General features: G+C 50.8%; 18 protein-coding genes. 10 read left to right on the top strand and 8 right to left on the bottom strand.

The window, feature by feature from the left end:
• Nucleotides 1-62: 62 nt before the first annotated feature.
• Both H6624_12995 and H6624_12990 read right to left on the bottom strand, forming a co-directional pair.
• On the bottom strand, nucleotides 63-2495 hold the full coding sequence (locus tag H6624_12995) for a hypothetical protein (protein ID MCB9085260.1): 2433 nt from the start codon (nucleotides 2493-2495) through the stop codon (nucleotides 63-65).
• Between the two features lie 71 nt (nucleotides 2496-2566).
• Nucleotides 2567-3544 carry a serine/threonine protein kinase gene (locus H6624_12990; protein ID MCB9085259.1) on the bottom strand — a complete coding sequence of 326 codons (978 nt, stop codon included), beginning with the start codon at nucleotides 3542-3544 and terminating at the stop codon, nucleotides 2567-2569.
• A 526-nt stretch (nucleotides 3545-4070) separates the two neighbouring features.
• Between H6624_12990 and H6624_12985 the strand changes: the two genes are divergently transcribed.
• The 7 genes from H6624_12985 (at nucleotide 4071) to H6624_12955 (ending at nucleotide 12122) form a co-directional block, all read left to right on the top strand.
• Complete coding sequence (locus H6624_12985) at nucleotides 4071-4934, top strand: M48 family metallopeptidase (GenBank protein MCB9085258.1); 864 nt, start codon at nucleotides 4071-4073, stop codon at nucleotides 4932-4934.
• A 147-nt stretch (nucleotides 4935-5081) separates the two neighbouring features.
• The gene (locus H6624_12980) at nucleotides 5082-5453 is read left to right on the top strand and encodes a hypothetical protein (protein ID MCB9085257.1); all 372 of its coding nucleotides are present in this window, start codon (nucleotides 5082-5084) and stop codon (nucleotides 5451-5453) included.
• Nucleotides 5454-5609: 156 nt separating this feature from the next.
• Entirely contained in the window at nucleotides 5610-7004 is a 1395-nt protein-coding gene (locus H6624_12975; protein ID MCB9085256.1) for a PT domain-containing protein, read from the top strand.
• 105 nt (nucleotides 7005-7109) lie between these two features.
• On the top strand, nucleotides 7110-8030 hold the full coding sequence (locus H6624_12970) for a TIGR02147 family protein (GenBank protein MCB9085255.1): 921 nt from the start codon (nucleotides 7110-7112) through the stop codon (nucleotides 8028-8030).
• Nucleotides 8031-8748: 718 nt separating this feature from the next.
• Nucleotides 8749-9582, top strand: a complete 834-nt coding sequence (locus tag H6624_12965; GenBank protein ID MCB9085254.1) for a hypothetical protein — start codon at nucleotides 8749-8751, stop codon at nucleotides 9580-9582.
• A gap of 152 nt (nucleotides 9583-9734) precedes the next feature.
• Nucleotides 9735-11177, top strand: a complete 1443-nt coding sequence (locus H6624_12960) for a hypothetical protein (GenBank protein ID MCB9085253.1) — start codon at nucleotides 9735-9737, stop codon at nucleotides 11175-11177.
• Between the two features lie 756 nt (nucleotides 11178-11933).
• Nucleotides 11934-12122, top strand: a complete 189-nt coding sequence (locus tag H6624_12955) for a hypothetical protein (GenBank protein MCB9085252.1) — start codon at nucleotides 11934-11936, stop codon at nucleotides 12120-12122.
• A 73-nt stretch (nucleotides 12123-12195) separates the two neighbouring features.
• On the opposite strand, the gene rsgA is transcribed toward H6624_12955, so the two are convergent.
• Nucleotides 12196-13281, bottom strand: a complete 1086-nt coding sequence (gene rsgA / locus H6624_12950) for a ribosome small subunit-dependent GTPase A (GenBank protein MCB9085251.1) — start codon at nucleotides 13279-13281, stop codon at nucleotides 12196-12198.
• Between the two features lie 301 nt (nucleotides 13282-13582).
• On the opposite strand from rsgA, the gene H6624_12945 reads away from it, so the two are divergent.
• Together H6624_12945 and H6624_12940 are read left to right on the top strand one after the other, a co-directional pair.
• The gene (locus H6624_12945; protein MCB9085250.1) at nucleotides 13583-14842 is read left to right on the top strand and encodes a TolC family protein; all 1260 of its coding nucleotides are present in this window, start codon (nucleotides 13583-13585) and stop codon (nucleotides 14840-14842) included.
• On the top strand, nucleotides 14839-17901 hold the full coding sequence (locus tag H6624_12940) for an efflux RND transporter permease subunit (protein MCB9085249.1): 3063 nt from the start codon (nucleotides 14839-14841) through the stop codon (nucleotides 17899-17901). Before H6624_12945 ends, H6624_12940 begins: the two co-directional genes overlap by 4 nt.
• Here H6624_12940 and nhaA read toward each other — a convergent pair.
• On the bottom strand, nucleotides 17898-19169 hold the full coding sequence (nhaA, locus tag H6624_12935) for a Na+/H+ antiporter NhaA (protein MCB9085248.1): 1272 nt from the start codon (nucleotides 19167-19169) through the stop codon (nucleotides 17898-17900). The genes H6624_12940 and nhaA overlap by 4 nt on opposite strands.
• Before the next feature lie 35 nt (nucleotides 19170-19204).
• On the bottom strand, nucleotides 19205-19549 hold the full coding sequence (locus H6624_12930; GenBank protein MCB9085247.1) for a hypothetical protein: 345 nt from the start codon (nucleotides 19547-19549) through the stop codon (nucleotides 19205-19207).
• 110 nt (nucleotides 19550-19659) lie between these two features.
• Here H6624_12930 and H6624_12925 point away from each other — a divergent pair, with 110 nt between their 5' ends.
• On the top strand, nucleotides 19660-20568 hold the full coding sequence (locus H6624_12925; GenBank protein ID MCB9085246.1) for a LysR family transcriptional regulator: 909 nt from the start codon (nucleotides 19660-19662) through the stop codon (nucleotides 20566-20568).
• Nucleotides 20569-20623: 55 nt separating this feature from the next.
• Here H6624_12925 and H6624_12920 read toward each other — a convergent pair whose 3' ends face one another.
• From H6624_12920 to H6624_12910, 3 genes are all read right to left on the bottom strand, one after another.
• Entirely contained in the window at nucleotides 20624-21010 is a 387-nt protein-coding gene (locus H6624_12920; protein MCB9085245.1) for a hypothetical protein, read from the bottom strand.
• A gap of 158 nt (nucleotides 21011-21168) precedes the next feature.
• The gene (locus H6624_12915) at nucleotides 21169-22392 is read right to left on the bottom strand and encodes a beta-lactamase family protein (GenBank protein MCB9085244.1); all 1224 of its coding nucleotides are present in this window, start codon (nucleotides 22390-22392) and stop codon (nucleotides 21169-21171) included.
• A gap of 26 nt (nucleotides 22393-22418) precedes the next feature.
• Nucleotides 22419-22784 carry a hypothetical protein gene (locus H6624_12910; protein MCB9085243.1) on the bottom strand — a complete coding sequence of 122 codons (366 nt, stop codon included), beginning with the start codon at nucleotides 22782-22784 and terminating at the stop codon, nucleotides 22419-22421.
• Nucleotides 22785-22786 lie beyond the last annotated feature (2 nt).

Here is a 22786-nt window from a genome sequence, read left to right as displayed (position 1 = left end):
AGTTTGAGGAGGCAATCCCACCCGAAAAACGCATTGCATTATTGGTCGTGTGAGTCAGGGCTTCAGAGGACACCAGAGGAGCTATAGGCGCTGGCATCGCCCTGCTTGATCAAGCTTTGATTAACGCTCTCAATGGCGTCCTTGAATCGGTTTTCGATCAACCGCCGTTCAGAGGTAGAAAGCCTTAGTGATGGAGCCGACTCAATCAACAGCCCCACCTTGCCCGTTCCCGCTTGTGTCCCTTGCATATCAACGGCAAAAAGCAAACCCTTGAGTTTTGCAGGCTCCATATGGCCACTCAGGCTCTTGCGTAAAGCCTTTTCAATGCTCTCTCCATGAGTACCCAGCAAGGTTCGATCAAGTGGGACGGTGACATTGTCCGGGATAAAGCTCAAGCGCACCGAAGCCGGATCGGATTGAGTGGCAATGCGGCTCATGATGGCTTTCTTGTCGCGGGGATTCAGTGGACGCACAGGGATCACCGCGCAGTCGTCGCCCGTGCAAATAGTGCGGACGGTGCCCTCTGGGAAGACATCATTCATGATTTGCGTGAGGGTTTCTTTTTTCTGATTAAAAACCTTGGTCACTTTTTGCTCTCCCACGCGTGCTAAATCGACGGCCTCGTCCAAGTTGTTACTAGCGGCCAGAGCCTCGGCTGTCGCCCGCGCGTTGTGAGAGCCCATGCCGGCAAAGTCGATGGAAAGCCCACCATGGACGGCTTCATCAAAGTTGACCACCTCACGTTTGGCCACGTGAATGCCGGGGGAAAACTCATCCACCAGAGCGGAGTACCTTTTGAAGTCTTCAATGTCGCGAGCCTCTAGGTTTTTAATCCCATACCTGGCTTCAATAGCGGCCTTGAGCTCTGCCGGATCTTCGATCTTGCGAACCAAATCAAAGACTCCTTCGTCAGGAATCAAAACATCTGACCGGTCGGCCTTGGTCATGATGCCCGTGTCCTTAAACCTTGCTTCAAGGTCTAGTCGGATATTGCCGGCCGCAACCCGGTCCTTCTCCAGTCGGCGCTGCAGGATGCGACTTTGAAAGCTCTGAACAAACATCTGATCGGGCTTCTGCCGACGGGCATATCTGGCTGCCGTCGTCGCCTGATCAGCGGTTTCTCCAACACCGGCGCGAAACCAATCTCCGGTCAGGTCATCATCGCGAACAATGGCTCGCACTTTTTCGTCAGAGAAAAAGGCATCGTTCACTTCTTTGTAAAGCTTATTGAGTTCCTTATTGAGATTGGGCGGAATCTCCCCTGAAAAAGCAAAGCGGGTGGACTTAAAATCCGAATAGCGCTCGACCTTAAGTCCCGGATAGCGCTTCTCCAAGGCGGTCATCTTATCGAGCAGAAGCTCCTTGTGGCGGTTGGTGAGCGCCGTGACCAGATTTTTATTTTTAAGTCCGTCGTTGAGTTGTTTAAGAACAGCATTTTCCACATCAAAAAATAATGTGCCTGATCCGGCCCTGGTGGATTGGGCCGCCCGTATCCATCCCCGATTTTGATCGGGAGTGGTGAAAACCGTTTCGGCATAGTCCTTTATAAAAGTGCTGCGCACAGCTTCGGTAAGGACATCACGCGACCCACTGGTGGCGCGGGAACGAAATCTCCGACCGACATCATCTGACCACTTAGGTGGATCAAGGCGTTTAATCCACCTAGCCAGTTTAGCCGACTTAATGGTTGCACCCGCCACCGCCGCAGGATCAAGAATGGAAAAGATGCCGTAACACACTAATTGGGTGCGCGCCTCTGCATTGAAGCAAGCAAGTTTAATGTTTTTGTCTTCAAGATATTTGGTGGCCGCTGCGGCCAAGGCTTCAATCTTAAATGGCGTCTCGGGGGGCTTGGCCTTTTTGGCTTTTTCATCCAGGATCTTCTGCCTCTCGGTCCACGACTTCATGGCAAACTGATAGGAATCACTCCGTCTCTTGGCTTCTTCATAGTGTTGGGCGCGAGTGTAGAGATCAAAGGCTGACATTTCTTGAAGTTGCTCGTCACTATAACGGCTGAAGGCCGGGTGGTCCGCAACCAAAGCTCTCTTACAGTCGACGCTCTTTTCACAGTAGGCAAAAAAAGCGGATTTCTGGCGGGCGGTTTTAGAGACATGATCAATGAGCATTTTCCCGAGATCGACAATCCCCACAGCCATATCCCAGGCCACTTCGCCAAAACCCTTGGTGCAGCCATAGGCTTTGTAGGCCGACTCGAATACATACTCGGCACAGATCTCTTCAGGAGTGCAGGATTTCACATACTCTCGGACTTCGGTTTGGCCCTTAAAATACTCGTCGCATTTGTTGGCCACTTTGGCGATCTTGCATTGGTCGATCTTGGTGGCGAGAACGGGCGGGAGAGTCTCGCAGTTGAGAATAAATTTATCCGCGCACTCGGGATAAAGCCAAAGTGAACCCTCTTCGGACTGGTCCCACACCAGCTTGTCGGCAAATGCCGGCGGTAAGACGAAAGCCCAGGCTAAGAGTAAAAACAAGACAGTCCTCATCAACGAACTATCGGCAAAAAGAGCTCTTACAGCGAGTCTAAAATTTTGGAATGACTCAGCTATTTAAGGGCCCAGGCGATGCGTTCGAGAGCTTCCACTTCTTCCGCCCAGTAGTTGTACTCGCGAAAGGTGGGGAACAGGCGAGGGAATGAGGGGTCTTCCCAACGGCGGGCGATCCAGGCGGCGTAGTGAATGATCCTTAAGCCCCTCAGCCCGGGGATCAGGTCCAGCTCGCGGTCGTCGAAGTTTCTCAGCTCTTCATAGCCAGACAAAATGGCTTGTTCCTCTTCGTTCAGGGTTTCGTGGTCTCCTGAAAAGAGCATCCAAAAATCCTGAACGGCAGGTCCCATACAAAAATCATCAAAATCGACCAGGAAGAACTCTTCAGGCTCTTCGCGGACTTGTTTGAGTAAGAGATTCCCCTTGTGGCAGTCGCCATGAATACGCTGATAGTTCACATCTTCAAGGGCCTCTTCGAGCCACTCCAAAATATCAACCGCCGCTCTTTCATAGCGGGACCACACCTCGGGTGCCGCCCACTTTTCTAATATCCGCAACGACGGCCAGCCCATGACTTCCGGATGAAGCTTGGGTCGGTGTTGGGCAGGTCTGAGTTCCCCCACGTTGTGGAGGCGGGCCAGGGTGCGGCCGATTTTTTCGTAGTCGTTCAGCCACAACTCCTGGGGCATCCTTCCCACGGCCTTGGGGAAAAGTCCCAGGTACATCCCCTGGCAAGAGGAGATGGTCTTGCCGTTGGCCTGCTTCAGTGGGGCCACCACGGGCAGGCCCGAGTCGCGCAGATCCATTTGGAAGTCATGTTCTTCCTGGATAGTGGCCTCATCCCATCGTCCCGGACGGTAAAACTTGGCAATGACCCGGCCGTTGAGGTTTTCGGGATTGCCTTCAGATTCCAGGCGGATGTCGAATACCCGATTTTCATAGGAATTCAGCTGGGTGTATTCCCCGGTGGGGATCAGTCCCGCCTGCTCAATTCCGGTCATCACAGTTTCAGGGGTGAGGTCGTAAAAGGAGTCCATTAATCGATACTTAGCATTCTTTTATGAGGCGGGCGAAAAGAAAAACGCCAGCTCCAGAGAACTCTGAAGCTGGCGCCAAAAGTGATTGGTCGAAATAGAACGGAGTCACATAGGTCTCACGTTGCTCAAAAATCACGGGCCCCATAGCCGAGGCCCGGGCATACCCCTATGGCGGGTCACACTCAAATCTTTGGGTTATTTGGAAAAAGGAGAGAAGGAACCAAGAGTCTCAATATTTAAGAGCCCCGATCAGATGGCAGCCCCCTGCCGTCTGTGCTCTTAGAGTATTAAACCTGCCTCCAAATTAACCCGTGCTACTTGCCCCAATGCCCCAGGGACAAGATCGCAGGAACCTAATAACGCAACGAGCCATCGAGGGCCAGGTGAATTTGTTCAGATTGCATTTATTTCCCGGTCGCGCGCAAAAGGGCCCTCCGGGAGCTCACCTAAAAACTGTGTGGTTTCATACTTTTACCTGTGGTAGGTTGGTCTTCGTCCGGGAATTGAAAAAGGGACCGGGGCCTTTGTGAACCAGCTCAATTTGTTTAAATGGCGTAGCCATTCAAAAAACAAAACGCAAAAGAAGACCACAGCTGAGAAAGAAAAATCCGTTCGCAACGAATTGGATTTTCAAGGTCATCGTGTGCAACTTTTGCGTCGCGCTTATCAAAGATCGATGCGCGTGACTGTAAAACCAAACGGCAACATTCGCGTTACTAGTAGCAAAACAACTTCGATCAACGAGATTCAAAAGTTTTTGCGCCATAACGAGCAGTGGCTCAAAAAAGTTTTGGGCGAATTCAAAGACCTTCGCACTCAGTATCCGCGCAAACAATTTCTCCAAGGTGAAGGAGTTTTGTTCGCCGGCGAATACCATTATTTAAATTTCACTCCCAGCGCCAAAGTCAAAAAGCCTACGTTTGAAATCCTGCGCGAAGATCTACAATTAATCTGTTACATCCCCAAGGCTCAATGGTCGAACGCTTATTACGTGAAGCCCCAACCGCAGATAAAACCCTACCTGATGAAATTTTATGAACAGCAGGGGCGGGAAGTCCTGGCCGAAAGGGTGCACGATATTTCAGAGGCGATGGGGCTAATCCCAACCGCAGTGTCTTTTCGCTCTCAGAAAACCCGCTGGGGGAGTTGTTCTCCCGAGGGCTCCATTAGCCTAAATTGGCGACTGGTGGCCGCACCCGAAGAGGTCATGGACTACGTGGTGATTCATGAATTGGCTCACCTACAGCACCTCAATCACTCGGATCGCTTTTGGAAGTTGGTTTCCCAGCATTCGCCACAACACAAAAAGCACCGCAAGTGGCTGCGCGATCATTTATATGAATTTGATTTCCTCGCCAAAGAATCCGAAATCCACCCCCTGGAGGAGTAGATCCTCTTGTCGAAGTCCTAGACAAGTGCCCCTCACCGTCGTCCCTCACCGCTAAAATTAATGGTCCCAATAAGCCGAACTGCAAATAAACTAACAATGACTTGGCACAAGCTCTGCTCTAGGTCCTCGCCGAAAGGATGACCGGTGATGACTAAAGCTTGGCGCATAACGACTCTATTTGCTGTATTAACTGTGACCGCTGCTGCATGGAGCGAGCGGAAAAACATCTCCATTTGGGAGCAAATCAAGCGCGACACAACTGCAGTGTCTGGACGAGTCAAGTCCATTGCCGTCGACGACAACACTCGAGAGATCACCGTGCGGCTGGCCAGTCGGGAGCAGGGTTCAATCCTGATAAAAGTTTGTCCTGAGTACAACGGTCAGCTCTTTCGCCACGTCATGAACCAAGACAAAATGGCTCTTCTTCGTCAGGCTATGAACGACGGCCGCGAGGTCAAAGTTTCCACCGGCGGGAGCTTTGACTCCTGTGTGGCCCACGTGGAAGCCACCTCTATATAGTCCCTGAATTGGCCCTAGTTGAGCTTCAGGTGCCCAAAAGAGTCACCTAAACCCTGTAAAACCTACCTAATTTCGATCTGATAGCCACCTCATTGGCCCTCCAATTGCTCACTACGGAGTGAACGTTTTTAATCAACGCCAATCGAGGTTTGGAAGATGATGTTACGTTTGAACCAAGTGGTAAAAGTCGCTTTAGTTGCAGCTTTGGCTGTGAGCTTTGTTGCCTGTTCGGGCAAAAAGAAAAAGGCCCCGATCCGCGACGGTAAAACCCGTCCGGCTCAACAGACACCGGCTCAACAAACGCCGACCGTGCAGCCCACGGCCACTCAGCCGACTGTGCAACCAACCGCTACCGGAACTCCCCAGGTGGTGATTCCCACGGCGGCCAACCCCCGTTCGACGGTGATTGTGTCCACCTCAGATGGAACAGTCCCTGCTGTGATTGAGCGTGTGGCCGAAGAGCCGGCAACTGTGGTGACCGGCACCAACACCGTTGTCCATGTGTTGCCTTCAAATGGCGCTATTGCAGCTCCCGATAATGGCGTGGGAGTTTTCCCTACTGGTGCCGCGGACGAAAGACGTCGGGCTTTTTCGGATTCTCGTGTGGACACCTTGTTGCCCATTCTTAAGGGCGAAGTAGACAAACTTCCTGAAGATCTCAGGACGGCTAGCGAGAGTTTTGCTCTCGCCATTCGCTCAGTGAGCATTGAGGCCAATGAGGGTAATCGCAAGGTTTTTGCTGAAATCATTTTTGATGGTCCCGCGGGCCCCGTGAGCGCCAAGTTCAGAGGCCACCTGGATGTGAACAACCGAGCGGTAATGGACGAGTCGGCTGAGACTTCAGGTGACGATTTTGTCTTTAAGGCCAGTGTGGTTTGTCTCGACGCCAACATGGAGAGCTGTGAAAACACCGTGATCCGCATTGACCAGTTTACCAAATCCGGTGAAATCTGTAAGACGGCCTTTGCCGTTCACCGCATTGGTAATGTTCATGTTCAATTCCCCATGCGCGACTACCAGAAGTCTCTCAAGTCCATGAACGACGAGTACAAAGAGTTCATGCTCTACATGAAAAACACCCACGATGCAGTCCAGGCCATCAATGCCTGTCGGATGAGTGGCAACAACAACTGTATGCCTCCTCCGATGCGTGCTCCTGGTGCTAACGATGTGGAGTTCCGCTCGTTTGCCGTGGCCTATGGCCGCTCGGCATTCACTCTGACTTTTTGGTCAGTCACGACTATTGAAAAGCCTGAGCAGGATGTGCTGGTGATTTCTGGACCACTGATGCTGGCCGACGACGCTCGTGACTACCAAGCCAATTTGGGCGTGAACGGATTTCTGCGGGAAACCACAGGTCGAGTTACGAATGATCAGGGTAAATTTGAGAACTACATCTCTCGCGTGAAGTTGCTCAGTAACGACGGCAACGGCAACATGGTTCTCCAGGTTCACCTGAAAGGCGTTGCAGAAAACACTTTGCTCACCATTACCAGTGAGATTCTTGAGGCTCGCGACTTCATGTATCTCCTGCAGAAGCAAAAAAACTAAGGCGATTTTAAATCGGGCGGCCGACTCATGCGCCGCCCCAATAAGAATTTCTTTTACAAATCAAACCTTTGTGGGAAGATGGGTTCGTCATCAGAGGAACACATCATGGGGATTTCAACAGAGACAGCATCACTTTCACGTGAGCTTGGCGAGGCCTTTCGTTCGCCGGTGCTTTCTGAGTACACGGATTTCCGCCAATTCCTGAGCGATTTTTACGATTACAAAAAGAAGACCCTGAGTTCAGCGGTTCGTCCTTATTCCTACGCCGCCTTTAGCGCATCGGCTGACATCAAATCACCCAATTATTTAAAATTGATTATCGAAGGTCAGCGCAATCTCTCCATGGACATGGTGAAGAAGTTTGCCAAGGCTCTGGGGCTATCTAAAGAAGAAGCCCGTGAGTTTAAGGCCCTGGTGCTCTATGGCCAGGCCCGCGATCCTTTGGAGCGCAATCGCTATTTGAAGGCCCTCAGTGAATTGCGGGTGAAAAAACAAATCCGCAGTGGTGAGATCAACACCGAGGCATGGGATAAGGTCCCTGGTTGGGTGTCCTGGGTTCTCCACGCCCTGACCGATCAGCAAGGTGTGGATTTTGATCCTGTTCAGCTGCGCCGAACGCTGAGAGATCGGGTGTCGGTGGATGAGCTCAAAAGGGCTATTGATCTTCTGGTGGAATCAGGAGAGCTCAAGCGCTCAGACGACGGACAACTCACCAAAGGCCGCGAGTTGGTCAATGGCTATGAGTCCATCCCTGTGGCCATGGTTCGCAAGATCCAGGCAGAATTGATTTACTTAGGCCTTGAGTCCCTCTTTCAGGACGATCCCACAGAGAGGGAAATTGGTGCCCTCACCATGGCTCTGACCAAAGAGGAATTTGAAAAGATCAAATTTGAGGTCCGTCAGCTCAAAAAACGCCTGCTCAAGGACATCAAGGTCAGCCGCTCCCAATCCAAGGGAGAGCGCGTTTATCAGCTCAATATTCAACTTTTCCCGGTATCTAATACTATCGAAGGGGCTTCCCAGTAAGGGCTCTTACAGGGCGTTTTGGTGAGAATTAAACGGCCTGCTTGGTGCCTTAGCGCTAAACGAGAAGGAACTGGATGGTTCCAACAGTCTTTCAATCGAGGGGGAGGGGGAAAGAGTTCATCGCTAAAGCCCAAGCAAGACCTACAATCAACGTTCCACAACAACCAACGTTCCGCAGGACCTTGTGAATAGCAAGGAGTGGGCCAAGGGTGAATTCGACTCAACGGGCTTTATTTTTTAGATTGCGCTCTCACTGGTGCCCTCAAAGGTCACTTTTACGCAAGACTTGTTACTTTGATAAAGCCCTAATAATGAAAGGAATTTCCTCCTCTTATGGATGCGGCGAGAAATAGGTTTTGTGGGTATTTTGAGAGGGAAATAGGTCACGAGTGATTGAACAATGAGATCAATTGTTCGTTCCAGGCGTAAAGCTTACTGCTCAAACATGGAAAATCTTCACTGACAAAACCTTGGGCAATCACTTGCCTGCTGCGGTCTTAACCAGTGGACGTAACTTCAGAAACCGGCGACGCAGGGGCGTCTTGGTTGAAGGGGTATGAGTGTAGATTTGGTAGAAACGCATAAGTCCTCTCTTTAAAGAGCACCCTAACACAGCGAATAATGCACTGCAACAAAATAAGAATCTCCTTGGGTTAGGGCTCGGACCCGGATTTAATTTTGACTATCAAAAGTGAAATTCGGGATGGGGGGAAACACCATGGACAAGGGGTTTTTAAGGCGTTTGCTTTTTTTCGTCACTCTAGTGATCACCCTCGTGGGGACTCACAAAACTTTGGCGGAAGTCTCAGCACAGAACAACTCGGTTAGAGAGTTTGCCTCGCAAAAACGCCTGCCGGGCGAGAGCTGGCAACAGGCCCGCGAGCGTTTTTACCAGCAGTGGGATCGCCAATTTCCCATGGCTTGGTCACGCGACAATGCTGAAAGTGTGGCGGTTCCCTTTAGCCAGTTGAACCACAACAAGGTGGTCACATGGGGGAGCGAGGATGAGCTTCTCACCGGTTTCTTTCAGGTCCGTGACCAAAGGGATCTCGACGACCCCCTTCAGGCTCCGATTTTTAAGCGCCGCCTGACTTGGCTTTATCCCGATGATGGTTGTTACGCTCGGGCTGCGATGATGAAAAAGTATTTGTCTGGTCGAGGCTACACCGAACCGACACGTATTTTTATTTTCGGCAGTCTGGAAGTGCAAACCGACAACAGCCCTTCAGGATCAGTCACCTGGTGGTATCACACAGCTCCCGTGGTACGCATTGGTGGCCAAGTCTATGTGTTTGATCCAGCCATTAATCCCCAAGGGCCCACCCCAGTTCGCGATTGGGTGATGGCGCAAACGAGCGATATCGATGACGTGAAGTTAAGCTATTGTGCCCCATCCACCTACCACCCGGGCTCCAGCTGCGATAAGCCGGCTGAGTATGAGGACGCCGAAGCCCTCTCTACCATGAAGAGCTTTCTTCGCTACGAGTGGGACCGGCAAATCGAGCTCAACCGCGATCCCGCTCAGATTCTGGGTGAACAGCCGCCCTGGTAAGGGGTTCGAGTGGGGTTTACATCTTTACTAGGGTGTGGAGATCATTCCTGGTTTCGGTTTCAATAATGGGTAAAATATTTTACTAGCAGCCGCTAGCGGTGCGGGTCTGTAGCTCCTTGTCTAGGATTGCCCTTATCCAAAAGGGGGTCCAGATGCTTTCGTCCCATAAAGCCCATCGCTCGTTTAGTTTCCTGATTTTATTTGCCCTGCTGTTTCAGCTCTCGGCACTTGGTTTGAGCCAGGGGGAGATGGATCAGGCGCTTAAGCAGGAAGTGGCCAGCAAAGCTGAAATCCAAAACCAGTGGAACTTTTTAAGTTCACTCGGCTGGCGGGTCGAAGTGGTGGAAAACCTCAAGCAGGACATTCAGATCAAAGCGGGCAGCCCTTTAAAGCTAAAGAGCTTTGCCGATCTCAAGGGCGAAAAGTGTTTGGCTCTGTGTCTTCAGGTCTCAGGCAAGGTGAAATCAAAGGCGGCGACGGTGGCCAAACAAGTGGTGCGCCAGTTTTTCCCCTCAGCGATTGCCGACAAGGCTTCACAGCAGGCCTTTCGCTTAAAGCTTGCCACCCAGGCGCGAGCCACCACCGAGGCCATCGCGCAAAGTTTTGAGTGGCCTTACAACGACGAAGGTGGCTGGAAAGGCACAGGCTTTACCCGCCACTTCTCGTTTATGAAAACCACCCAAGCCAATGTGCCGGCTGAGTACGAAGAGCTCTACGGCTACTGGCAGAATAAAAAATCCACTAAGGTTTCAACGGCGATTGAGTCTTTGGCTAAGGGCAAACACCTGACAGGCTGTGCTCTGGCCTTGAGTGCGGTGGTTGTTCACATGGTCTACAAAGTCTATGATGATTTCACCGAGCTGTTTGATCGCGCCTACAAATCGGTGATCATCAACAACGCTGACTTCACCCCTTCGGATGTTCTCCCAAAGCTTGATTTTGACGGCAAGGCCAAGGCCAAAATCCGCATGGGTCGCAACGGTTTGATTGGTGAGCCCGGTTACTTGGGCGCCATTTTCCCTGAGAAGGTGGATGAGCCCAGCTATGCGGGCGAGAACTTCATCATCGTCGACATGACAGATCAAGCGGTTAAAGATCTTCAGGGGCTTAAGACCCTGGGCTACAACCGTTTTGACGAAGACGACCTGGAATCCCTTGAAGACGACGACCTCCTCACTGGCGACGGTGAAGATGGCCGCCTGATGTACTTCGATGGGGCTTCGTTTGAGATGATCCGCTTTTGGATTCTATTCTCAAAACTCAAGAAGCAAACCAAAATGAGTGCCGAAGACCTGTCGGAGAAAATCAAAACCGGCGAGCCAGGTCGGCTTAAGGGGGCTTCGCTTAAGACCTTTAAGCAAATACAGACCGAGATTATGGAAAGGCCCTTCTTCAAAGAGACCACCATTTGGGGTCACCCCAGCCACGACATGACCCTTGGTGAGTGGCTGGCAGAGTTGGCCAAGTACAATCCCAAGACACCTTATTCGATCATGCTCTATGACTATGACCTCAATGGGATGCAGTGGGAGAACTACAAAAAGACCTTCCTCGGTGACCAGGTTCCGGCCATGGAGCTCAGGCCCGCTGGCTGATCAGGCACTCATTCCGAGCCCGGTGACGCGAAAATGGGTCGCAAGTTCCCTATTTGGTCGGTGCGGGCTCTGGGACCCATAAGTCATTTCAACAGGTTAAGACCTCATTAAGGCCTAAAAACCCTGGTATAGGAATTGTATTTCTTGCCCGCGAGTATTGCAGGGTCGACAGGCGAGTTATCTGACCAGGAAAACTCCAGAAGCGCCGATGAGGCGGACCCTCATTTTAAATTTGCGATTCGACATATTGATGATCACCCAGTAGGTGTTGATTGCACTTCTGTCTCTTGAAGTTGCGGGGCTTCGAGATGGAAACGGCAAAATGTGGTACGTATCTAGTCTGGTGAGCGATCCGAGGGCTGACTCGGGAAAGAAAAGGGCAAGCTGAGGCTGGGGTGGTAGTAGTACTTGGTGTTGTGTTGAGAGAGTGTGAATGTTGGAAACAGTGGACGCTCATCACTAAGGGTTACTGAGAGATCGTCAATGAATTGGGGCGCCCCGGACCTGGTGGAGGTCCGGGGCGGACTTTTTAATCGGATCAAAAAATCAGCTATCACATTTCAAGAGCGTCTTTAGATGAAACACCAAGGTTGATGGCGCCTTCCATCGTCAACAAACTAGGCGACAAATCTTGTGGTCACTCTTAATCTTCGCGACTCAATTTGAGAACAAAAACCCCCTGATTACAAACACTTCTGGACCACCCCTTGCAGTAGTAATGGGCAGGGAAAGATGAGTTTATAGGGGGAATCCACAATGAATAAGAACTGGAGTAAGCGTAGACGCGTGAAAGCACTCTACAATTACGCAATTTTCGTTCTGTGGACCATTGCTATGACCGGGTTGTATCTAAAGAAAACGGTATGGTCAGTTGACCAACCTTTACACGAACCCGTTGAGCTGACCGAAGACCTGACTAAAAAATTGAAGGCGGCTCAAAAGTAAACATCGACCGGGCATCGAAGTTTGTTTTTATAGGCAATAGTCACATATAGAAGCGTAAAACGAGAGCCGGTATTTACCGGCCCTCGTGTTTTTTTCTCACACGCCAATTCTGCGTGATCGTCTTCCAATGTTTTTTATGGTTTGCAGCCATGGCCTTGTCCTGTTTGCGCAGTTCAAAGGCCTGCTCGCGCTTGAGTTTGTCGTAACTCTCCCAGGTCTGTGGGTCGAGTTCGCCGGACTCAAGTGCTGCTCTCACCGCACAACCAGGTTCAGTGTCGTGGGTGCAGTCGCGAAACTTGCACCTTTGACCGAGCTCATGGAGTTGACCAAAGGTGGCTTCAAGGGCTTCGTCTTCATCGACTAATCCCACGGCTCTCAAGCCGGGGGTGTCGACAAGCAAGGCTCCGCTCTCAAGTTTCACCATCTCTCTGTGGGTTGTCGTGTGACGTCCCTTATCGTCGTCTTCACGAATACCACTCACCGCCAGCACTTCACGGCCCATCATAAAGTTCACCAGACTTGATTTACCAACGCCTGATGAGCCCACAAAAGTGTAGGCCTTTTCGGGGAGCAGAGACTCGGCCAGTTCCTTGAGTCCTGTTTGGCTCACCACACTGGTCACAAACACCGGTAGATCCGGGTGGCGGGCCTTAACCTGACTTACCAGCTCTTCCATATGCGGATGAAGATCTGCCTTGGATAACACCAAGGCCGCGTCGCAGTTACCCGCTGCCGCCAAGGCCATGTAGCGATCCAGGCGATTGACCTTAAAATCCAGGTTTGCCGACATCACCACCATCACTCGATCAACGTTAGCCGCTAACACCTGGGTCCCTCGCGCATGCCCCCCTCGCGCCAAAAAACTCCTTCTCGGTAAAACCCCGGTGATCAAAGCACTCCACTCACCACCGGCGTCCGTGAATGGGGGACTGAGCTCCACCCAATCCCCCACCACCGGAAGCTCCACCGAGTTTTCTACCTCATGACGAAGTTTGCCGGTGAGTTCGCACCACAGATAGCCGGCCTCACAGATCACGCCAAAAAGATCCCTCTGCACCTGGGCGACACGGCCAATGGTGCGCGGATCAAAGTTTAACTGCCGGTCCATGCCCTCAAGAAAGCACTCAAAGGTTTCCCAGCCAAATTCATTAATTGTCATTTAAAGCTCCAAGATAAAATTATAACCGAAAATTCAGCTCATAACAGCTGACCTGGAGCGCGCTGGTTTTATTGGAATTGCAATCAACCCAAGACGCGGAGGTCAGCTGACAAAGTCTTTGCTACAATCATAAAAACCTCCTGGTAAGTGGTGATAAAAGGGCCTTCACCCCAAAACTGAAACTCAGCTTAATCGACCGCCCGGAAAAAGTAAAGTCGCCCAACTGATGCGCCGTAGCCACTTGGGATCAAATCCATTCGGCAGTAGCTATCCTCTCAATATATGGCAAAATGGTTTGGTTATGCTGAGACTCAAGCCTGCATTGCACGGAAGCACTTTGGCCTGTTTATTACTTGTGACCCTCGGGGCTCGGGGCCTGACTTTGTCCGAGGCCTTCGAAAAGGCCAAAGAGAACACCTCCCGCATCCGTAATCAAACGTTGAGCGAAGAAATCAGCCAGGCGCAAAAGCGTGAGGCCTATTCGTCCGTATTGCCTGAACTTGAAATCAGCTCCACCAATACCTGGCGGGAAGAAGTGGGTGGATCGGGGGTGACCTCAAGCTTTGGCGAAGGTCACCAGCACACGGCCCAAGTGACTTTGAGGCAAGCCTTGTTTCAGGGTGGATCCGAATATCATTTGCTCAAGGCCGCAAAAAAATACCCCGATATTGCCAAGTGGACCCGGGTACAAGAGGAAGTCGACCTCTATGCCGAGTTGGCCCAGGGTTTTTGCGATTACCTGACAGTGGAGAATGAAGGCAAGATTCTCTCTGAGCAAGCGGCCCTTCTTGATCAGAGGATCAAATATCTGACCAATCGGGTGAGCATTGGCCGATCTAAAAAAACCGAACTCTATTCGGCTCGCAGCCAAATGGCGCGGGTGAGTGCTGACATTGAGGCGCAAAAAATTGAACTTCTTAAGGCAAAAGAGGAGTTGGCCAAACTCACTGGGATGGTGGAAATCGCCCAAGTAGAAGATCCCCTTGGTGCCCAAGTCAATTGGACAAATATTAAGCCCACGATCGATGTGGAAGCCCTACCTAAACTTAAGGCCGCTCAACTTATCCTTGAACAATCTCGGTCCGAGACCAAAGCGGCAAAAGGGGACTATCTTCCCGAGGTAGACCTGACCGGTAACTATTATTTGGACCGGGCCGGGGTGCTGGCTTCCTCTGATTGGGATGTGAGCGTGACGGCCAAGTGGCAACTCTACGGCGGCGGAGCAACCAATGCGGATGTGCGCATTAAAACTCTAGAGAGCCGCCAACTGGAGCTTGAGTATGAAGATCTCAAGCGAGCGAGTCAGCTTGCTCTGGAGAGATTAAGTCAGTCCCTCGCCATGAAGGTTGGTGAATACAAAAAACTCCAAGAGGCCGTCGCGGCAGCGGAAAGAAGCTATCGGGAACACATTCGTGAATCTCGCTCGGGTTTGGTGTCCGACCTGGATGTCTTACGAGCTTTGGATGACCTCCTTCAAGTCAAGCGAGCCGCCAACCGCAGTCACTTTCAAGCCAAAAATTTATTCTACGAGCTCCATCAGGCAGCGGGAGTCAGGCCGTGAGTTTATCTTCACTGTCGATTCGTCGCCCCGTTTTCGCCTGGATTCTCATGTTTGGGCTGATTTTTTTTGGAATCTTAAGTTTCAACCAAATGGGTATTAACGAAAATCCGGATGTGGATTTTCCCACCGTGACAGTTCGCTACTCCTATGAGGGAGCCACCCCCGAAGTCATCGAAAAAGACGTGATCGAGCCCGTCGAAAGTGTGCTCGTCGCCATGGAAGGCATTAATAAAATGGATTCGGTGGCCGAGCGCAACTCCGCCCGCATCACCTTGGAGTTCGGCCTTGATCGCAATATTGATTTTGCATTGCAGGAGGTTCAGACCTTATTAGGGCGGGCGCAAAGGCTACTGCCCGACTCCATGGAGCCACCGACGGTGACCAAATCAAACGCCGACGATGAGCCCATCATGTATTTATCCTTGGTCGCCGAAAACTACTCCCTTCGCGAACACATGATCCTCTTTCGCGATCGAGTCAGAGATCAGTTTGCCACCGTCGAAGGTGTGGCCGAAGTCAGGCCCTTTGGCTATCACGAGCCCATGTTGCGCATTGATTTGGATGCGCAAAAGCTCAGGCGCTATCAACTAACTTCCCAGGACGTAGTGGCCAGCATTCGTCGCGAGCACAAGGAACTTCCCGCTGGTAAGCTGGAGTTGGCTGACAAAGAAGACCTCATCCGCATCATGGGTGAGGCCTCGACTAAAGAGGAATTTGCCAACATGGTGATTAGCCGCCGGGGCGGCTCGCCTAATTTTGTGCCTTTAAGAATTAAGGACGTGGCCCAGATCACCGAAGGGGTGGAAAACCTCAAGCGCATTTCTCGGGTCAATGGCAAGCCAGCTCTTGGCATGGCTATCCAAAAACAAAGAGGAGTCAATGCCGCCGCCACTGCTGACCGGGTGAAGGAGCGAATAGAGTCCCTCAACAAAGAGCTGCCCGAAGGCACAAGCCTTTCCGTCAACTTCGACCGCACCCAATTTATCCGTGAGAGTGTGGATGAGTTAGTTTTTACTCTCATTCTTTCGGCTCTTCTCACTTCTTTGGTATGTTGGATTTTTTTGGGTTCCTGGTCAGCCACAATAAATATTCTTTTGGCGATTCCTACGGCCATCATCGGAACCTTTATTATCATTAATTGGCTGGGATTTACACTGAACACCTTTTCTCTTCTGGGGTTGGCTTTGGCCATCGGTGTGGTGGTGGATGACGCCATTATTATGCTGGAAAATATTGTTCGTTATGGCCAAATGGGGCTAGACAAAGTCAATGCCGCCTACAAAGGAAGTCGCGAGATCACCTTTGCCGTGATTGCCACCACACTGGCCCTGGTCGCAATTTTTATACCCATTTCATTCATGCCAGGTATCGAGGGCCGCTTCTTTTTAGAATTTGCCGTCACCATCTCCATTGCGGTTTCCCTTAGTTCTTTGGAGGCGCTCACCCTGGCTCCGATGCGATGTTCTCAGTTTCTCAGGGTTGGGGAGAGGGCAACGGCTTTCGGTAGGGGCTTTGATCAGTTCATGCTTAAGCTCAAGGACATTTACTCAGGTCTATTAAATAAAGCCCTTGAGCGCCGAGGCTTGGTACTCCTCCTGTCTTTGCTATTGTTTGCCGGTTCGGCATTGGTATTTAAAAAACTTGAGACTCAGTTTGTGCCCCCCCAGGATCGGGGCATGGTTTCGGTGATGTTTTTGGCTCCTGATGGTAAGTCCATGCAGTACACCGACGAAAAGATCAAAGAGTTCGAAAAAATTGCGATGGCTCATCCGGCCGTACAAAGAGTTTTTGTTGCCATTGGCGGCTTTGGTGCCGGGGGACAGGGCAATCGCGGAAACGGCATTGTAATCCTCAAGGACCGCAAAGACCGCGCCCAATCCCAGCCCGAAGTGGTGGATGATCTCCGTGCCCAGTTGGATGAGAACATTAAGGGCATGAAGGTCTTTATTCGCGACCGCTGGGGTACGAACCTTGGGGGGCGAAGGGGAAATCCGGTTGAATACACGATTAGTGGTCCTGACCCGGAAAAACAAAAGGAGCTCTTTGACGTCATGAAAACCCAAATGGAAGACTCCGGGTTGTTCGTTGGTGTGCGCTCAGACGATGCCCGGGGACTACCCGAAGTGCAAATCACTCCCAATCGGGAAAAGGCCATTCGCTCAGGGGTTGAGGTCTCAGAAATCGCCGATGTCATCAACGCCACCTTTGGTGGTGTGGTCGCCACCAACTACACCCAGGGGAGCCGTCGCTTCCCGGTTTTTGTTCAGCTTCAGGAAAAGGACCGGCAAAGGGTTGAGGACATCAGCCCCATTCTCGTGCGCAACAACCGGGGCGAGCTTTTGCCCCTAGCCCAAGTAGTAGACGTCAACTCAACTACATCCCCTCAGTACGTCTATCGCGAAGACCGCATTCGTGGCGTCAGGGTGGATAGCTCACTGGTTACGGGTGTGACCGAAGGTAAAGCCATCTCTAAGGTGGAAGAGATTGCCGCTAGCGTCTTGCCAGAGAAATATTTTATTCGCTTCTCAGAAACGCCAAGGGAGAAGCTTCTTGAGACCGTGATCATTATGCTCTTGGGCCTTATCATCGCCTACATGGTTTTGGCCAGCCAGTTTAATTCTTTCCTTGATCCCTGGGTGGTGTTTTTGGCCATTCCCTTTGGCCTGATTGGTTCGGGTATTGCCCTGTGGTTGGGGGGACAGACTCTGAATATTTATTCAGTCATTGGGATTCTTCTCACCATGGGCATTGTGAAGAAAAACAGTATTCTGTTAGTTGAGTTCACTAATCAGTTGCGTGACAAGGGAACACCTTTAAGGGACGCCATCATGGAGGCCTGTCCCATTAGGTTAAGACCAATTTTGATGACCACAGTTTCCACTCTGGCTGCAGCCCTGCCGCCAGCATTGGCCCTGGGGCCGGGTGCCGAGACCCGCATCCCCATGGCCTTAACGGTAATCGGCGGAGTTTTGCTCTCCGCCCTGTTCACCTTATTTGTTGTTCCTTGTGTCTACAGCCTTGTCGCCCCAGAAAGGCGCAAGATCCTGCTTGAAGACTAATCAGCGACAAGTGGCCCGGGACCAGCGATCCTTTTCTTGCCGACCCGACTCGCCCATAAAAGGGCGGAGCCTAACACAGCAGCAATTATTGAGGCGAACAGTATGCCAATTTTTGACTGCATCGCAAATTCGGGCTGAGAGTAGGCCAGGCTATTGATAAACAGGGACATCGTGAACCCGATTCCGGCAATAAATCCAATGGCGGTGATATTCATCCATGAAACCCCGGGGGGACGATTTGCCCAGCCAAGCTTTACCGAAAAGTAAGTAAAAAGTAGAATTCCAAGCGGCTTTCCAAGGACCAGTCCCACGATGACCCCGAGGGCTACGGGGCTGGTTATTAAGGCCTTTAACTCAAAACCAGTTAAATCGACGCCGGCATTAAAAAACGCAAATACGGGCATAATCAAAAAGGCAACCCAGGGATGAAGGGCATGGATATACTGATCAAGTATGGCTGACTTGGAGATCTCTTCAGAGCCCTTCGCAGCAATTGGTTTTGCAGGCGTAAGAAAAGCCAGGAACACTCCAGCCAAGGTGGCATGTACCCCTGATTTTAGGAAGCAAAGCCAAGTAATAATCCCAAGAATTATTCCAATGACTACGTTTCGAAAGCCTGCATAGTTGAGCAGAAAAAGTAAAAACAGACTCATTCCTGCTAATCCCAAATAGTTTGCGGCGATTTCATTAGTATAAAACAGCGCAATAATAGTGATAGCACCGAGGTCGTCCACAATTGCAAGAGCGAGTAAAAACACCTTTAACACTGCAGGGACGTGTTTGCCGAACAGGGTAAGAACTCCCAGTGCAAAGGCAATATCTGTCGCCATGGGAATTCCCCAGCCGGCGCTCTGTGGTGCACTTGGATTTAGCGAGACGAACAAAATGGCTGGAACAACCATCCCTCCTAAGGCGGCAAAGATGGAAAAAGACGCCTTGGCCGGAGTGGAGAGCTCGCCAGAAAGAAGCTCCCGTTTGATTTCTAGGCCAACGAGATAAAAGAAGATGGCCATTAGGCCATCATTCACAAATAGCAGTAGAGTTTTATCTAACCCAAAGGAACCAATCCACAGACTGATAGGCAAATTAATGAGTCGAAAATAATCGCCTGACAACAGTTCGCTGTTAGCAAACACCATTGCAAAGAGAGCAGAGGCCAACAAGACTAGCCCGCTTGAGCTCTCAAGCTTGACGAAGGCCTGGATTGGCGATGTCACCTTGTCTAATGTCTTTCGAACCAGGTTATTCGGCGTTGATTGGCCAGCCATCAGGCGTCCCTTCGGATAAAGTCAGAATCTAGGGATTAATCTTGACTAGGTAATAGCACTAATTTCCTCTTCCGACGGAGATATCTCTTTTTGGCGGCTCGTTTTTCTCTCCAGTTTACAATCTGCCTTAGAATTTTCGCCTGAAGTTTAGCAATCAAGGTAAAAATATTCCTTGCTTTGGCTCTGGCCACAAAAGCGCCTATTCTGGTGTAAATATGAATACGGCCATGGTATTGGCCCTCGCTACCCGTGATGTGTCCATTGAGAGTGGAGGATCTAGGCAGTATTTCTTCGACTTGGGTGAGCACATTGTTTAAACGGTGGGCATGAGATTGGTTGAACTCATTTCCACTCACCTTAATTTGGACCTTGTTTGTCATGTCTGCCTCCTTGTTTGGTCGATTTCCTATAGACTACAGGCATTTGATAATTTATAAAAATATATTAATCTTATTAAATACTTCGTTTAAATCGAATTAAAGGCTGGACCATGAACTGGCTAAACTATCATCACTTAATGTACTTCAGATCGATCGCCACGGAGGGAAGCATTTCCAGGGCCTCAGAGAAGCTGATGGTGGGTCAGCCGGCCTTAAGTGCCCAGTTAAAACAGTTGGAGGAGTTTTTCGACCAAAAGCTCTTCGAGCGGCGGAATCGTCAGTTGATTCTGACTGATGCCGGCAAGGCGACTCTCAAATACGCCAATCAAATCCACAGCCTTGGTAGAGAATTACTGGAGGTTCTCAGCAGTAAATCTCACTCGATCCGTCCCCATATAACGATTGGCTCTCTAGACAGTGTGCCGAAAAATCTGGTTGTTAATATCATGCAGTCGGCTCGTCGATTCCAAGACTGCCATGTGACCGCACTCGACGGCACGGGGGATGAGCTCTATAGGCAACTCATTAGCCACTCAGTTGACGTGGTGGTTTCCAATCACCTAGTTATTCCTGCGGACGACAAGTCTGTCTTTAGTCGATCCATTGCGCGCTTCAAAATTGGAGTTTATGGAGCCAAGAAGTTCATTCACCTAAAAAAGGGCTTTCCCGCTTCTCTTAAAAACCAACCGATGATCTTGCCAACCCTGCACAGTAAGTTGAGGCATGACATTGACCACTTTTTCACTAGTAAAAAGATCTCTGTTCAGGTTCTATCTGAAGCTCAGGACACAACTGTTCAGAAGCTTCTGGCATGTGATGGCGCGGGGCTTATCGCAGAACCGGAGTTCGCTGTAAAGTCGATGATAGACGAACATAAGCTATTTAAGCTGGGATATTTATCAGGGGTCTATGAGGAGTTTTTCCTCAGCTCCACCAAGCGAGTGGTGGAAAATCCGGTTGTTAACTATCTCATGGAGGACTACTCCTTGAGGCGGCCCAAAGGTGAGTACTTCGAATAGTTGGGTGCCAGCCGCAACCAAAATGGTACGTCTGGCACCACAAGCTAAAGGCTAATTAGCGACAAGTGGCCCGGGACCAGCGAGCGCCACCATTGGCCTGGCAGTAGACCTGAACACCCTCATCCGCTTGTGAGTAGCAGGAGTAGCCCTGAGACCAGCAGGAGATCCTTCTGCCATTGCGACAGTAGGTATGAGCCCGACAAGTCCAAAGGGCCGCCGTTTGAATCTTTTCACCGCCGGCGGGTGTTTGAAAGATGTCCTCAACAGTATCGGTGTCGATCAGGCGTTGAAGGTCCAACTGACCCAATCCGGTCAATTGTTCTTCAATCTTTGTAGCAACCCCTTCGTCTTCAAGGGAAGAAGCTGGATTAATTGCGGCCAAGGTGGACGTGGCAAAGAACGTGAGTGCGAGAGCGGACAAAATCCGCGTAAATACAGACATAGATAACCCCTTATTGTTATTTCTACCGGGCCAAAGGCCCCAAACCGTACACTTTTGTCCACAGATACCCCGCGTGACTCAATGCGGCCAGCAACCTTGATTTGAGTGAATATTTGCTAAGGTTGTTCGCGAAAAGATTGCATGAATATGGGTTTATTTCAGAGCTGCGCGCTGGCGATCCTGTCGATGAGGCGGAAGGAGAGATCTTTGGTGTGCGAAGAGAAGCTCCCCCTATTGGATAGAAGGACAATTCCAGCTCCTAGCTCAGAAGACCAAACAATGAACGACGAATAACCAGGCTGGCTTCCGCCTTTATAGTAGAGAAGGTAAGGGCGATCTTTTGAGATATCAAAGCCTGCAGCCATGGCGTGGGTACTATTTATAGAGGCGATCTCCCTAGTGGCAAGGTCTGCTGAGGACCCCGGTTCCATAAAAACAAGGGATTGGAGTAACAAAACCATATCGAAAGCAGTGGAGACAACTTCGCCCGCTCCCGACAGTACTCCCATCTGGGCCGGGTCGACCTCCCGACCACCTTCTCCAATTCCCGCGATAATGCGATATCGATCTGGGTCAATTGTCAGAATGTGTCTACTGAGTATCGTATCCTTCATGCCTACAGGGTCAGTTAACCAGAGAGCGAGCAGCTCAGAGTAATCGGTAGTATCTAAGCCGTCACCAAGGGCGACTGCGAGAAGGCCAAGCCCTAGATTGGAGTATTGGTACTTCTCGCCAGGCAGCCCTATTCTTGGACAAAGATATTCCAAGCAGGCGGTCAGGTCCTCCATTGAATAGCCAAAAGCTGGGCTTAAGGGATTGCCGCTATTCAGATTCTTGGGCATGGCTTCGAAGCCGCCATGATGGCTTAACAGGTGATCGATGGTTAGTCGTGAATCAACGAGACTCGCCAACTCAGGCCGAATCACTGAGCGTACTAATGTCTCCCCAGAGAAGAGTCCCTTTTTGATGGCGGTTGCGGCGATCAACCCCGTGAGCATTTTGGAAACAGAGCTGATAGGGTAGAGGCTTCTCATATTTGGGCGCACGCCTTGGGGAGAAGCCCCCAATGAGTAAACATGGGAGAAATCCCTGGTCACAACCCCAAGCACCAGACTAGGCGTTGAGTCTTGCCTTGAGATAGAGGGGTCAACCTTCTCTTTTGCGAGTTCGATCAAATCGTACTCGAGCTCAGAGCTGGCCTGGTCCGGGTCAATTTCAAGGATCTCAAGAGGGTTCTGTGGATGATCCCCGAGCAGCCGACTGTCATCGCCCAGCATATCAGCCGCCCTGGGAGAGAACTGAGGAGAGCAGGCTAGATTAAGTAAAATCGCTGAAGCAACGAGAAAATAAAGGGAAGCCACGCAACTAGTCGTGCGCGGCATTCGAAAATTACGCCATTGGGTTATCATTATCGGCTCGACATGGCCGTTTTGCATTCAGAGGTTAGGCTATCCTCTTTTGTTTTCAGGCAGGACAGAAGCCGTCCTTTTCCAGGGGGAATGCCTTTGCAGTGAGTTTGGATATCGCTTTTACAGGCAGCATGCCAGTCCTTCATTTTTTGCTTTCCCTCAGCCATGGCCGCTGAGCAGCCGGAGGAGAGGTTGGCTTCCTGGGCCTTCAAGCAGGACAGGATTCTCCCTCCGCCGGGCTTAATACCCTTGTCGGTACAAAATTTCTTAATGTCGTCCTTACAAGATTCGCGAAACTTTTCTGCCGAGGCCAGTGGTGACAACAAACACAGGGCCGCAGCCAGTACCAAAAATCGAGTGAACATAC

It is taken from the genome of Pseudobdellovibrionaceae bacterium (genome assembly GCA_020635075.1).
GTDB lineage: Bacteria > Bdellovibrionota > Bdellovibrionia > Bdellovibrionales > UBA1609 > JADZEO01.
This window is presented reverse-complemented; position numbering and strand designations above follow the sequence as displayed.

Coding starts and splice junctions, on each gene's coding strand:
- H6624_12990 (MCB9085259.1), bottom strand. CDS start 3,544: ATGGACTCCTTTTACGACCTCACCCCTGAAACTGTGATGACCGGAATT.
- H6624_12980 (MCB9085257.1), top strand. CDS start 5,082: ATGACTAAAGCTTGGCGCATAACGACTCTATTTGCTGTATTAACTGTG.
- H6624_12975 (MCB9085256.1), top strand. CDS start 5,610: ATGATGTTACGTTTGAACCAAGTGGTAAAAGTCGCTTTAGTTGCAGCT.
- H6624_12970 (MCB9085255.1), top strand. CDS start 7,110: ATGGGGATTTCAACAGAGACAGCATCACTTTCACGTGAGCTTGGCGAG.
- H6624_12965 (MCB9085254.1), top strand. CDS start 8,749: ATGGACAAGGGGTTTTTAAGGCGTTTGCTTTTTTTCGTCACTCTAGTG.
- H6624_12960 (MCB9085253.1), top strand. CDS start 9,735: ATGCTTTCGTCCCATAAAGCCCATCGCTCGTTTAGTTTCCTGATTTTA.
- H6624_12955 (MCB9085252.1), top strand. CDS start 11,934: ATGAATAAGAACTGGAGTAAGCGTAGACGCGTGAAAGCACTCTACAAT.
- rsgA (MCB9085251.1), bottom strand. CDS start 13,281: ATGACAATTAATGAATTTGGCTGGGAAACCTTTGAGTGCTTTCTTGAG.
- H6624_12945 (MCB9085250.1), top strand. CDS start 13,583: ATGCTGAGACTCAAGCCTGCATTGCACGGAAGCACTTTGGCCTGTTTA.
- nhaA (MCB9085248.1), bottom strand. CDS start 19,169: ATGGCTGGCCAATCAACGCCGAATAACCTGGTTCGAAAGACATTAGAC.
- H6624_12930 (MCB9085247.1), bottom strand. CDS start 19,549: ATGACAAACAAGGTCCAAATTAAGGTGAGTGGAAATGAGTTCAACCAA.
- H6624_12925 (MCB9085246.1), top strand. CDS start 19,660: ATGAACTGGCTAAACTATCATCACTTAATGTACTTCAGATCGATCGCC.
- H6624_12920 (MCB9085245.1), bottom strand. CDS start 21,010: ATGTCTGTATTTACGCGGATTTTGTCCGCTCTCGCACTCACGTTCTTT.
- H6624_12915 (MCB9085244.1), bottom strand. CDS start 22,392: ATGCCGCGCACGACTAGTTGCGTGGCTTCCCTTTATTTTCTCGTTGCT.
- H6624_12910 (MCB9085243.1), bottom strand. CDS start 22,784: ATGTTCACTCGATTTTTGGTACTGGCTGCGGCCCTGTGTTTGTTGTCA.